Below are 13,451 nucleotides of genomic sequence, written 5' to 3' on the forward strand. Positions count from 1 at the left end.
GAAAACACGCTGCACACACCACAAGCATCAGGACCTGAATCACGATTATCTTGCCCGGCCAGCGTTGTTCGATCCTTCACTGACGAATACGCGTAAGGGCCCTGTTGACTGCGATTTCGCCCTCTTGTTCCTGCTGTTCGTCAGAACGATGTCGTTCGTGCGTCAGGATAATCGCCATTTCAGTCCTGCGGCAAAGGCGCGCAGCCCACTGATCAGGGCAGTCATTGGCTCAAGTGTTAGGCACCGCGACCGATAACGAGGGTAATCCTCGCTTCTCAGTTGTCCCGTCGCACGCAACGCGCGCTTCTCCTTTCAGGAATCGACATGTCCCTACGTAATATGAATATCGCCCCCCGGGCGTTCCTTGGCTTTTCCGTGATTGGGGGGCTGATGCTGATTCTGGGCATTTTCGCGCTGCTGCAAATGGGCAAGATCAATGACGCCAGCGAAGTCATCACCAATGACGCCGTGCCCGGCATCAAGAGCCTCGACAAACTGACGGAGACTAGCATCCGTATGCGTGTGCTGTCCTACCGTTTGCTGGTCAACCGCGAGCCGGATATTCAGCAGAAAACCATCGAGCTGTTCGCGTCGCGCAATAAACAGCTCAACGAAGCCCAGGCGGACTACGAAAAACTGATCTCAAGCCCTGAGCAGCAAACCTATTACAGCCAGTACAAGCAGTTGCTTGAGCAATACCGCCAGCTTGAGTCGCGGATGATTTCGCTTACGCGTGCGGGCAATCTCGATGACCTGCGCAACATGCTGAACAACGACCTGTTGAGCAACTCGGACGCGATGAACGTCGTGCTGGCCAAGCTGATCGACATAAACACCAAGCAACTGTACGACGCCAACAAGGACGCCAAGGATCAGTATTCCAGCGCCTTCACGATGGTCGTCGGGTTGCTGATCATTGCCAGCATCCTGACTGTGCTGTTTGCCTGGCTGCTAACCAACAGCATTACCCGTCCTATCGCTGCTGCGCTGCACGCCGCCGAGGAAATTTCCGAAGGCGACCTTACCCGCACGATCAAGGTCGATGGCACCGACGAGGCAGGCCGTCTACTGGGCGCCATGCACAAAATGCAGTCCAAGCTGCGTGACACCCTGCAGCGTATTTCAGGTTCGGCCACCCAGCTGGCATCGGCTGCCGAAGAGCTGAACGCAGTCACTGACGAAAACGCCCGTGGCATGTCGCAACAGAGCAACGAGATCGAACAGGCCGCAACCGCCGTCAACCAGATGACCAGCGCCGTGGAAGAAGTTGCGCGTAACGCCGTGAGCACCTCGCAAGCGTCGAAAAGCGCGACCTCATCGGCCAGCGACGGCCGTGACCTGGTACAGGAAACCGTCAGCGCCATCGAACGCATGAGCGGCGACGTGCAAAGCACTGCGCAGTTGATCGGCAATCTGGCGAACGAGTCCCGTGATATCGGCAAGGTGCTGGACGTGATTCGTGGCTTGGCGGATCAGACCAACCTGCTGGCGCTGAACGCGGCCATTGAAGCAGCCCGTGCGGGCGAAGCCGGTCGTGGGTTTGCGGTGGTGGCCGATGAAGTAAGGGCGCTGGCGCACCGCACTCAGCAATCGACCAGCGAGATCGAGCGCATGATCGGCAGCATTCAGGGCGGCACCGAACAGGCCGTGAACTCAATGCGCAGCAGCACCGAGCGCGCTGAGTCGACGCTGAGCATCGCCAAGGGCGCAGGCCTGGCGCTGGACACCATTAACACCGCGGTGGTTGAGATCAACGAGCGCAATCTGGTGATCGCAAGCGCCGCTGAGGAGCAGGCTCAAGTGGCACGGGAGGTGGATCGCAATCTGGTGAACATCCGCGATCTTTCGACCCAGTCGGCCACTGGCGCCCACCAGACCACAGCTGCCAGCAATGAGCTGTCGCGTCTGGCGGTGGATTTGAACGGGATGGTTTCGCGGTTCCGGTTGTAAGCCAGTTCTGGCTGAAACCGATAACCGTATTTTTACCCGCGACACGCGCTCACTCTGTAGGCGCGAATTCATTCGCGTGGCGTCGACCCTGACTCAACCGGGAAGACGCCTCGCCAACAAGTTGGCTCTACAGGACCGGGTGCTCAATACTCGATGCGCACGTCGCCCTTTGGCACGCTGCAGCAAGACAGGATGTAACCCTCTTCTACATCGTCATCGGTGATGCCGCCGTTGTGCTCCATCTCCACCTCCCCACTCAGCTTCATCACCTTGCATGTGCCACAGATCCCCATGCCACAGGCCTTGGGGATCATCAGGCCGAGCTTGGCGGCTGCGGCGTGCACGGTTTCGCCTGGCGCCACGCGAATGCTCTTGCCAGTGTCGGTGAATTCCACCTGGTGCAAATCAGCGACATCGATTTCTGGCGCGTCGGCGGCCTGCTCGGCGTGCTCGACCGCATCGGCGCGCGCTTCGGGCGGCGTCGCACCGAAGGATTCCTCGTGGTACTGCTCCATGTTGAAGCCGTTGACTTCCAGCAGACGCTTGACCGCATTCATGTACGGCGTCGGGCCGCAGCAGAAGACTTCACGGTCCATGAAATCCGGGGCCATCAGTTCAAGCATTTTTTGATTCAGGTAGCCGCGATAACCAGCCCACGGTTCGCCCAGGCCGTGCTTCTCACAGACGATGTGCAGGCTGAAGTTGTTGATCCGCGACGCCATCTGCTCCAGTTCGCGGTGATAAATGATGTCTTTGGGCGAGCGGGCGCTGTGCACGAAAACCATGTCGACATTGGCGTTGGTGTCGTAGAACCAGCGCGCCATGGACATGACCGGCGTGATGCCGACCCCGCCGCTGAGGTAGAGAATCTTGGGATTGGGAAAGTCGATAGCGTTGAACAGCCCCACCGGGCCGTGCACGGCCAGCTCCTGCCCTTCATGCAATGTGTCGTGCAGCCAGTTGGAGACCTTGCCGCCCGGTACCCGCTTGATCGTGACCGAGAAGCTGTAAGGCACCGACGGTGCGCTGGAGATGGTGTAGGAGCGCATGATCGGCACGCCCTCGATTTCCAGCTCCAGGGTCACGAACTGCCCGGGCTTGAAAAAGAACAGAATCGGCTGATCGGCCATGAAGCAAAACGTGCGTACGTCCCAGGTTTCCTGGATCACCTTGACGACCCGCACGAGGTGGCGGCCATTGGCCCAGGTCTGGGTGTTGACCGGGCTGAGGAAACTCTGGGACATGCTCAATCTCCACGGCCGACAGTCGGCCTCTTATGGTGCGAATTCTGCGTAACGGATCAATCGTCTATTTACCTACCAGCGACATTCACATACTTATGGCGACCAGCCCCGTAATACCTGGGTTACGTAGTCGGAAACGGATTCGGCCATGTCGCCCATAGATAAGGTTCGCTCCTCGCCGGGCTCCACACTCGCCGTTAAATGGTTACGCATTTTTTACGGCGAACCCCGAGCGACACAAACCACCGTCGCCAAGCATGCCAAACACGAAACACAACCGTATCAGCCATATTCGCCGACCGATTCAATGCGGTCATGAGGACTTGAAAGATGGACGTCACCGCAACGTTAAGCTTGGGCGATCCGCTGGAACCTGCACGTAAGGCCACTGCCGAGATGCTGCAGAACCGCGAGCGCACGTACTCGCTGCCGCAGCCTTTCTACAGCGATGAGCGGCTGTTTGAAATCGACATGCAGGAAATCTTTCAAAAAGAGTGGCTGATAGCCGGCATGACCTGCGAGATCCCGGCCAAAGGTAATTTCCTGACGCTGCAGATTGGCAAGAACCCGATTCTGGTGGTGCGTGGCACGGATGGCTCGGTCAATGCTTTCCACAACGTCTGCCGCCACCGTGGCTCGCGTCTGTGCACCAAAGAGAAAGGCAAGGTCGCCAAACTGGTGTGCCCTTACCACCAATGGACGTACGAGCTGGACGGCCGCTTGTTGTACGCAGGCAGCGAGATGGGCGCGGACTTCGATATGAAGCAGTTCGGTCTCAAACCGGTGAACTGCAAAACCTCGGGCGGTTATATCTTCATCAGCCTCTCGGAAAACCCGCCTGCGATTGATGCGTTCCTGCAAACGCTCAATCACTACATGGAACCGTACGATATGGAGAACACCAAGGTGGCGGTGCAAACCACCTTGATGGAGAAAGCCAACTGGAAGCTGGTGCTTGAGAACAACCGCGAGTGCTACCACTGCAACGGTTCGCACCCAGAGCTGCTGAACACCTTGCTTGAGTGGGACGACGTCACTGACCCACGCGCCGATCAGGCGTTCAAGGACCACGTGGCCGCCTCTGCCGCTGCCTGGGAAGCCGAAAAGATCCCGTTCGCCCACGCCAGTTTCGGCTTGCGCAACCGTATCGTGCGCATGCCGCTGCTCAAGGGCACGGTGTCGATGACGATGGACGGCAAGCAAGGCAGCAAGAAGCTCATGGGACGCATCAAGAACCCGGACCTGGGCTCAATGCGCATCCTGCACCTGCCCCATGCCTGGAACCACTGCATGGGCGATCACGTGATTGTGTTCACCGTCTGGCCGATCAGCGCCCAAGAGACCATGGTCAGCACCAAATGGCTGGTACACAAGGATGCCGTCGAAGGCGTGGACTACGACGTCGCGCGACTGCGGGAAGTCTGGGACGCCACCAACGACCAGGACCGTCGCCTGGCGGAGGAGAACCAGCGCGGGATCAATTCCATCGCCTACCAGCCCGGTCCCTACTCGAAGACGTATGAGTTCGGCGTGGTCAACTTCATCGACTGGTACAGCGCGCGCCTGCTGGAAAACATGGGCGCCGAGCCGGCGCCTTACTTGAAGGGCGTTGCGGTTAATCACGAGTAAGTTTTCTATCGTCTGGGCAACCTCTTCGCGGGCATGCGCGCTCTTACAGTGTAGGAGCACGCTTGCCCGCGATGCTTTTATGCCTTAAATCTGCATTTGTGATCAGAATCTGATCAAACCCCGCTAATCCAACCCCACTGCACCTTCTGACCATCCACAAACAACTTATCCACAGCGCAGCCCACAGCAATTGTGGGGAAGCCAGCGCGCCAATGTGCGAAACATCATAAAAAACCGTGACTTATTGAGAAACCCAATTCTCAGAGCGAGCTGTACGTTTATTAACCAGACCCCTGAAAGCCACGTGGATTGAGGCTTACAGACGAGAGCGAACACCTTATCCACAGAAGCGCCAACAGAGATTGTGTGCAAGTCGGGATAAATTGAATTTCGCTGTGGAGAACTCGTACAGACGCCGCGCATATGGGTCTAGCCGAACATCAAACCTTACCAAATCATAAATTGATCATTTTTTAATCAAACACATGAGAGCCTGATAATCCGTGGCCTACAGCTGATCACGAACAACTTATCCACATAAGCGCTAACAGAGATTGTGGGCAATTACCGTACGCCTGAACGCACAGCTGTGGAGAAAAAGCCTTTAAAAACCGCTAGATAGCTTGGTTAAAAAACATACAGCCGGCTACAAGCCCCATAACCCGGGCCCTCAAGCGATCACCGAACAGGTTATCCACAGGTGGGTCAACAGCGATTGTGGGTAATCCCGATTCGAGGAGAACATCGCGGCCCTGTAGGCGCTGCTGAAGGCTGCGATACAACTTGCCTGGCACACCGCATCGCAGCCTCGCGTTGCTCGTCAGCTCCTACAGAATTGGTGCTCAATGCAAGATGATAAAAAAGGCGCCGTTTAGGCGCCCTTGCTTTGAAGAGTCAGATCTACCGAACCACTCCCTCCTCAACCAACAGTTTGAGAATCGCGGCCGCCCCTTCCTGAGCGCTCACACCCTTCAACAGCTGCCCGCCTCCCCCGCTGGCTCTCGCCGTAGCGGCCTTCATCCGATCAGCGCCGCTTTTGGCTTTGATCACTTTAAGGCGTTTAGGGCGGGGCTTTGCCGGTTGCAGCGGGTTATCTGTGAATAACTCGTCAGTGACAACCTCTACGTCTTCAACATTCAGTGTGCCGCGTTGCGCGGGGCCGTAGGCGCTTTGACGGGGTGTGGGGGCTGCGTTATCCACAGTCGCCAGGAACGGCAGACGAACTTTCAACCGGCGACATTGGTAGGGAAGACAGGGGAGGCAGTGCTCGTAGTACCGGTGCCGCGGCGCTGTGAATGGATTCGACGGCGGTTGTTTGGAGTATCAATAGAACGTCGTAGTTAGGCCACCCCGTCGCTACACCTGCATTAACAAACAAAAAAACAAACGTCAAACTATGTATCCAATTATTGCCACTTCTTCTGAGTTAGTCAGAGATCGCTCTAGTATGCGGCTTACGCGCGACATCTATTCTTTTGAATGCCCTACATATGCCGGATTGTGCACAGCGTGAGGAGTAATCATTATTCGCTTTCGGAACGGCGTTTACGCCAAATGTAATATCCATAGCAGAGGGTTAAAAATGAACGTAGCCCACCGGGTAGTTTTTCATGCAATCTACATAGCAGCTGTAACTTCAAATTTCATGAGGACAGAAAATCATAGCTGGGAAAGTTGGGTAATTGGACTGATTGCATGCATGTTGGGAATATTGGCAATCGAATATTTTTTTATACAAATCAAAAAACCCTATCAGAATTTTTAGAAAATCCAGATATGAGACTAATAAAAAGAATCTTACTAACCAAAGAGTCAAAATAATCGGAGAACATTAACACGCGAGAAATTACAGTTTGCGAACTTAAGATAATCTCTGGTGGATCTGTAGCCGCAGTGGGCTACTCAGAATATGCAATAAGTTCCGGCCAGGGAAGTGACGCAGGTCTTGCTGGAGCTACAGCCGCTGGCGGTGCAGCTGTTTTCTTCGGAGGCCCTGCTACCTTCCCTGCGATTGCAGCCGGGGCTGAGATTGGCTTTCATGCCGGATTAATTGGCGGGGGAATCGAGAGGATATTTAATAGCCAAAATAGTCCCTCGGATCCTGCGGGTTTGAATTACTGCGGTAAAGGGTACTAACTTAACTCAGCCACCATGAGTACCGGGCAGCCTTCATATATACGGAGGCTGTCTGTCAAAAATAGGTAAGCGGTAAGACATGAAGCTATTATGTAATGATGGAATTCTATTTGTAGTCATCGCTGTCATGGGCCTACTTCTCACATCACCCATAATTTTAAAACTGAGAAGAAATAAATCTATGAACACTGAGAACCAGAGACTATTTTTTTTATTGCTGTTTATATTTTCCATAATTACAGCGAACAGTGTGATCAGACATAACCTTCCTCTCTGTCGGTGAGGGCTTCTGATGTTGTCGTAACTGCAAACGGCGCGGGGTGATCACCGCGCTTCTTAAAATTTTCGACATTTTAAAACAAGCTACTTAACAACCCCTTCTTCAACTAGCAACTTAAGAATCGCCGCTGCCCCTTCCTGAGCACTCACACCCTTCAGCACCTGCCCGCCTCCCCCGCTGGCTTTCGCCGTAGCGGCCTTCATTCGATCAGCGCCGCTTTTGGCTTTAATCACTTTAAGGCGTTTAGGGCGAGGCTTTGCCGGTTGCAACGGGTTGTCTGTGAATAACTCGTCAGTGACAACCTCCACGTCTTCAACATTCAGTGTGCCGCGTTGCGCGGGGCCGTAGGCGCTTTGACGGGGTGTGGGGGCTGCGTTATCCACAGTCGCCAGGAACGGCAGACGAACTTTGAGGCGACGACGCTGACCACGTGGCAACGCCTGTAGCACTTGCGCACTGCCGTTGCTGACCGATTCGACCTCAGCCAATCCGACCACTAACGGCCAGCCCAGCTTTTCGGCAAGCAGGTACGGCAACATGCCGGACCCTTCACCGGTTTCCGCCTGACTGCCCGCAAGCACCATCTGCACACCGGATTCACGAATGTAGTCGGTCAATCCGGGCAGCGCATCAGCGCCATGTGGTTGCTCCAGCACATGCAACTCGCCCAGGCCCATCCCGAGATAAGCACGCAACGCTGGCTCATTTGCGTCGCCGGCATGCAGCACATGCAAGTTATCCCCAGCCAACTGGAGGCCAAGCTCTACGGCTCTGGCGTCTTGCTCGGCTCGACGTGGCCGACCTGAAGTCGGGTGTGCACCAATGGATACGAGACTGATGACATGCAATGCGCTGTTATCCACAGGTAACTTCTGATCACGCTGCATCACGTTTTGCCCCATTCCGGTATTCCTCTACAGCTTCAATCAGCGCGTCGAGGATGTCGGCGCTTTCGCCAATCACAGAGAGATCTGCCCGTTTGATCATGTCGCAACCAGGATCGAGATTGATCGCCACGACCTTGTCGCACGCGCCAATGCCTTGCAGGTGCTGAATCGCGCCAGAGATCCCCACGGCCACATAAACCCTGGCCGTGACCCACGTTCCGGACGCGCCCACCTGGCGATCCCGTGCCATGAAGCCATCATCGACCGCCACGCGAGACGCGCCTTCAGTGGCGCCCAATGCCTGGGCGGTGCGATGGAACAAATCCCAGTCCTTCACCCCATTGCCGCCGGAAAAGATGAACTCCGCTTCAGCCATGGGGATAAGTGCAGGATCGACCGCAACCGCGCCCAAATCCTCGATACGGGGCAAGCTGCGCGCCACGGTTGTGGATAACTCAACGGCCAGTGCTTCATGACGGGTTTCACTGACGGGCTCCGCGCACTCGGCAGCGGCGAGAATGAGTCGTGAAACCGGCCGGGCCAGGTCTTCGCGACCGGCGCCAGCTCGGCCCGTGGCGATCTCATCCTTGATCTGCCAGACGCGGGTAGCGGGCCGCTCACCGATGCTTGCCGCAAAACGACGACCCAACTCACCACCGCCACTGCGACTGTCCGGCAGCAGCCAGTGACGTGGCACAAGCTGGTTATCCACAGCCCGCAAACCCTGTACGCGCTGTTCAGGCGAATAGCCGTTGAACTCATCACCTTCCAGCACCAACAAGCGATCAACGCCTGCGGTCTCGAAAGCGCTCTCTTTATGCTCGCCAAACACGATGGCCAACACTGCGCCGTCGCGGCCAGCCATGCTGTGGGCGAGGCCCAGTAAATCTCGGTCGTGACTGCTCAAGCGGCCACCGACCATGTCTGGCACCACAGCGATGTAAAACGCTGGTTCGGCAACTTTGTGCAGTGGCAATTGCACTTCGACAGCAGCGGAGCGTTTGACCGCCCCGCCTTGTTGCGCGCCAGTGCGGTCGATCCGCTTGATGCCGTTTGGCCCGATGAAACCTGCGCCGTGAACGTTTTTGCGCATCAGGCCGTTGGGCCCCATCCAGCTGGCTTGCTCGGGCTGCATGGCGGCGTGCAGCGGATGCAGGCGGTTGCGGGCAATCCATTCAGCGCGGGGGTCACGGCGGATAATGTCGCTCATCAGTGGGCCTCCGCTGGTTCACGTTTGATCGGCGCTGGTTTGGCGGGCTGCGCGTCTTCTATCAAGGCATCGGCGACCAGTTCCGCGATGTCCTTGATCAACGGGCGGGGCTCGACTACACCCTCAAGCATTGCCGTGCACTGTGGACAACCCACCGCCACCAGTTCGGCGCCGGTTTCACGGATGTCTTCCATGCGCATGTCAGGAATACGCTGCTTGCCGGGAATGTCGGTAATCGGCGCACCGCCTCCGCCTCCGCAACAGCGAGAGCGGAAACCCGACCGGACCATTTCCTTGACCTCGATACCCAGCGCACGCAGCACTTCACGCGGCGCTTCGTATTCGCCGTTATAACGGCCCAGGTAGCACGGATCGTGGTACGTCACGCGGGTGCCTTTGTGCTGGCCGAGGTTCAGGGCCTTGTCACCAATCAGCTCCGCCATGTACGTGCTGTGATGCTGCACCAGGTAGTTGCCATCGAACGCGCCGTATTCGTTTTTCAGCACATGAAAGCTGTGCGGATCGCAGGTAACGATGCGCTTGAAGCTGTACTTGGCAAGCGTCTGAATGTTGCGTTTGGCAAGCATCTGAAAAGTCGCTTCATCACCCAGACGACGCGCCACATCACCGCTGTCACGCTCTTCCAGGCCGAGTACTGCGAAGTCGACCTTGGCCGCTTTCAGTACTTTGACGAATGCGCGAAGAGTACGTTGGTTGCGCATGTCGAACGCGCCATCACCGACCCAGAACAGCACGTCGACCGCTTTCTTGTCGCTCAGCAGATTGAGGTTCAAATCCGCTGCCCAGTTCATCCGGCCGCCCGGCGCAAAACCGCCCGGGTTGTCGGTGGCGATGAGGTTTTCCAGAACTTCGGCGCCCTTGTTTGGCGTCGCGCCCTTTTCCAGCGTGAGGTGACGGCGCATGTCGACGATGGCGTCCACGTGTTCGATCATCATCGGGCATTCTTCCACGCACGCGCGGCAGGTGGTGCAGGACCATAGCGTTTCGGCATCTACCAGACCGTTGACGATGGGTTGATGGGGATTGCCGCCGTGTTCGCCTATTGCTTTGCCGGGATAAGGGCTACCTGCGAACTTCGCATCGGTGCCACCAGCAAGGCCTACAACCATGTCCTGAATCAGCTTTTTCGGGTTCAGCGGCTGGCCTGCGGCGTAGGCAGGGCAAGCCGCTTCGCACTTGCCGCATTGCACGCAGGCGTCGAAGCCGAGCAGTTGGTTCCAGGTAAAATCCTTGGGTTTTTCCACGCCCAACGGCGCTGTCGGGTCAGACAGGTCCAGCGGTTTCAAACCGGTTGAGCGACCGCCACCAAAGCGTTCGGCGCGGCGGTGCCAGGCCAGGTGTAACGCGCCAGCGAAGGCGTGCTTCATCGGACCGCCCCAGGTCATGCCGAGGAACAATTCCGAAACGCCCCACAACACGCCAATCCCCAGGATGACAGCCAGCACCCAGCCACCGAAGTCAGCCGGGAGAATGCCCGCGACTGGCAACGTCAGCAGAAAGAAGCTCGCAGAAAACGCCAGCAGGCTTTTCGGCAGACGCATCCACGGGCCTTTTGACAGGCGAGCCGGTGGATCAAGACGACGCAAGAACATGAAGATAGCGCCCACGAACATCGCCGCTGACGCAATCAACAGCGCGAAACCGAGGATGCGGCTGTGCAGCCCAAAGCCGTGGACCAGAATCGCCAGTACGATGGACGCCACGGCGCCGCCTGCTGTGGCGACGTGCGTGTTGGCGATGTACTTATCCCGCGCCACGACATGGTGCAGATCGACCATATAGCGCTTGGGCATCGCCAGCAGGCCGCCGAGCAGATCGACCTTGGATGCACGACCGTTGCGCCACAGCATCACCCGCCGCGCAGCACCCAACACAGCCAGCGCCAGGGCTGCGAACAACAAGATGGGAAGAAGGGTGTTTAACATTGAGGTGCCCTCAAGCTGCAAGCTTCAAGCTACGAGCTGCAAGAAAGAGCAGCGATAACAGCCGTGCTTTCACTTGCAGCTTGAGGCTTGCAGCTTGTGGCTGCTGTTAGAAGTCTTTACACAGCCGAAGCGCGTCATAAATAGCCGCATGCGTATTACGCTGCGCCACGCAATCACCAATCCGAAACAGCAGATAACCATCACCTGGCTGGCTCAACGACGGCTGTGGCTGGATCGCAAACAACGCCTCGATGTCGATCTGGCCCTTGTTGCGCGAATCTTCCTTCAGGCCGTAATACAGCGCTTCGTCGGGACGCACGCCGTTCTCCACCACCACCTGATCGACCACACGCTCTTCCTTGGCGCCGGTGTATTCGTTTTCAAGCACCGCCACCAGCTTGTCGCCTTCGCGATAGACCTTCTCCAGCATCATGTCGCCGGTCATGATCACTTCTTTGGGGTACATGCTGCGGTAGTAGGTCGGGAACGACGTACCACCGATGGCAACGCCCGGCTTGATGTCGTCGGTAACGATCTCGACCTGGCAGCCTTTGTCGGCCAGAAAGTCAGCCGTGGACATGCCGGTGAACTCGCAAATGGTGTCGTAGACCAGCACGTTCTTACCCGGCGCAACTTTGCCGTCGAGGATGTCCCAGCTGCTGACGACCAAGCCTTCAGCGGCCCCCCAATGCTCGTTCTGCTCGATAAACGGATGACCGCCCACCGCAAGCACCACCACGTCCGGGCGCAGATCCATGATGGTCGCGATGTCTGCCGCCGTGCCCAGGCGCAGATCGACTTTCAAGCGCACCAGTTCCAGCTGAAACCAACGTGTGATGCCCGCAATCTGATCGCGCTGCGGTGCTTTCGAGGCCGTTGTGATCTGCCCACCGATGGCGTCTTTCTTCTCGAACAACGTGACGTCGTGGCCACGCTCCGCCGAAACGCGCGCCGCTTCCATCCCGGCAGGGCCCGCACCCACGATCACCACTTTGCGCTTCACGCCGGTGGTCTTCTCGATGATGTGCGGCACACCCATGTATTCCCGCGAGGTTGCAGCGTTCTGGATGCACAGCACGTCCAGCCCTTGATACTGGCGATCGATGCAGTAGTTGGCGCCCACGCACTGCTTGATCTGGTCAACCTGACCGGCCTTGATTTTGGCGATCAGGTGCGGGTCGGCGATGTGGGCACGGGTCATGCCGACCATGTCGACGTAGCCGCCTTCCAGAATACGTGTGGCCTGATTCGGATCCTTGATGTTCTGCGCGTGCAGCACTGGCGCCTTGACCACTTCCTTGATACCAGCGGCCAAGTGCAAAAACGGCTCCGGTGGATAACTCATGTTCGGGATGACGTTGGCCAGGGTGTTGTGGGTGTCGCAACCGGAGCCCACGACGCCGAGGAAGTCGATCATGCCGGTCTGGTCGTAGTACTTGGCGATCTCCTTCATGTCCTCATGGCTCAGGCCATCCGGGTGGAATTCATCACCACAGATACGCAGGCCGACGCAGAAATCCGGACCGACTTCCTTGCGCACGGCCTTGATCACTTCCAGGCCGAAACGCATGCGGTTTTCGAAGCTGCCGCCCCATTCGTCGGTGCGTTTGTTAACGCGCGGGCTCCAGAACTGGTCGATCATGTGCTGGTGAACAGCCGACAGTTCAACGCCGTCCAGGCCGCCCGCTTTAGCGCGGGCCGCAGCGCTGGCGTAGTTGCCGATCACGCGCCAGATTTCTTCTGGCTCGATGGTTTTACAGGTTGCGCGGTGCACCGGCTCACGGATGCCCGACGGCGACAGCAGCGTCGGCCAGTGGTCCCCGTCCCAACGCGAGCGACGGCCCATGTGGGTGATCTGAATCATGATCTTGGCGCCGTGCTTGTGCATGGCGTCGGCAAGATTCTGGAAGTGCGGGATGATTTTGTCGGTCGCCAGGTTGACCGATTTCCACCAGCCTTGAGGGCTGTCGATGGCGACGCTGGATGACCCGCCGCAAATCGCCAGGCCGATGCCACCCTTGGCTTTTTCCTCGTAGTACTTCACGTAGCGGTCGGTGGTCATGCCGCCATCAGTGGCGTAAACCTCGGCGTGCGCGGTACTGAGAACGCGGTTGCGGATCGTCAATTTGCCGATTTGAATCGGTTGAAACATCGCTTCGAAAGCCATGA

Annotated in this window: 7 protein-coding genes and 1 pseudogene; 2 read left to right on the forward strand and 6 right to left on the reverse strand. The window is 57.4% G+C overall.

Annotated elements, in window-relative coordinates:
* Window positions 1–324: 324 nt before the first annotated feature.
* Window positions 325–1,950: a methyl-accepting chemotaxis protein gene (locus OYW20_RS24115; protein ID WP_268798369.1), complete on the forward strand. Its 1,626-nt coding sequence runs from the start codon at window positions 325–327 to the stop codon at window positions 1,948–1,950.
* 143 nt (window positions 1,951–2,093) lie between these two features.
* On the opposite strand, the gene gbcB is transcribed toward OYW20_RS24115, so the two are convergent.
* Window positions 2,094–3,194: a glycine-betaine demethylase subunit GbcB gene (gene gbcB, locus OYW20_RS24120; RefSeq protein WP_268798370.1), complete on the reverse strand. Its 1,101-nt coding sequence runs from the start codon at window positions 3,192–3,194 to the stop codon at window positions 2,094–2,096.
* 330 nt (window positions 3,195–3,524) lie between these two features.
* Here gbcB and gbcA point away from each other — a divergent pair, with 330 nt between their 5' ends.
* Entirely contained in the window at window positions 3,525–4,823 is a 1,299-nt protein-coding gene (gene gbcA / locus OYW20_RS24125) for a glycine-betaine demethylase subunit GbcA (protein WP_268798371.1), read from the forward strand.
* Between the two features lie 900 nt (window positions 4,824–5,723).
* Here the strand turns inward: gbcA and OYW20_RS24130 are convergent.
* The 5 genes and pseudogenes from OYW20_RS24130 to dgcA all read right to left on the reverse strand — a co-directional run.
* Window positions 5,724–6,174: pseudogene (locus OYW20_RS24130) on the reverse strand (electron transfer flavoprotein subunit beta); the annotation flags it as partial.
* A gap of 1,148 nt (window positions 6,175–7,322) precedes the next feature.
* On the reverse strand, window positions 7,323–8,141 hold the full coding sequence (gene etfB / locus OYW20_RS24135) for an electron transfer flavoprotein subunit beta (protein WP_408005438.1): 819 nt from the start codon (window positions 8,139–8,141) through the stop codon (window positions 7,323–7,325).
* On the reverse strand, window positions 8,116–9,336 hold the full coding sequence (gene etfA, locus OYW20_RS24140) for an electron transfer flavoprotein subunit alpha (RefSeq protein ID WP_268798372.1): 1,221 nt from the start codon (window positions 9,334–9,336) through the stop codon (window positions 8,116–8,118). Before etfA ends, etfB begins: the two co-directional genes overlap by 26 nt.
* Complete coding sequence (dgcB, locus tag OYW20_RS24145) at window positions 9,336–11,282, reverse strand: dimethylglycine demethylation protein DgcB (protein ID WP_268798373.1); 1,947 nt, start codon at window positions 11,280–11,282, stop codon at window positions 9,336–9,338. The genes etfA and dgcB overlap by 1 nt, the downstream gene beginning before the upstream one ends.
* Before the next feature lie 106 nt (window positions 11,283–11,388).
* A complete protein-coding gene (gene dgcA, locus OYW20_RS24150) occupies window positions 11,389–13,449 on the reverse strand; it encodes a dimethylglycine demethylation protein DgcA (protein WP_268798374.1) in 2,061 nt (686 codons plus the stop codon).
* Between the last annotated feature and the right edge of the window lie 2 nt (window positions 13,450–13,451).

It is taken from the genome of Pseudomonas sp. BSw22131 (assembly GCF_026810445.1).
GTDB classification, from domain to species: domain Bacteria; phylum Pseudomonadota; class Gammaproteobacteria; order Pseudomonadales; family Pseudomonadaceae; genus Aquipseudomonas; species Aquipseudomonas huanghezhanensis.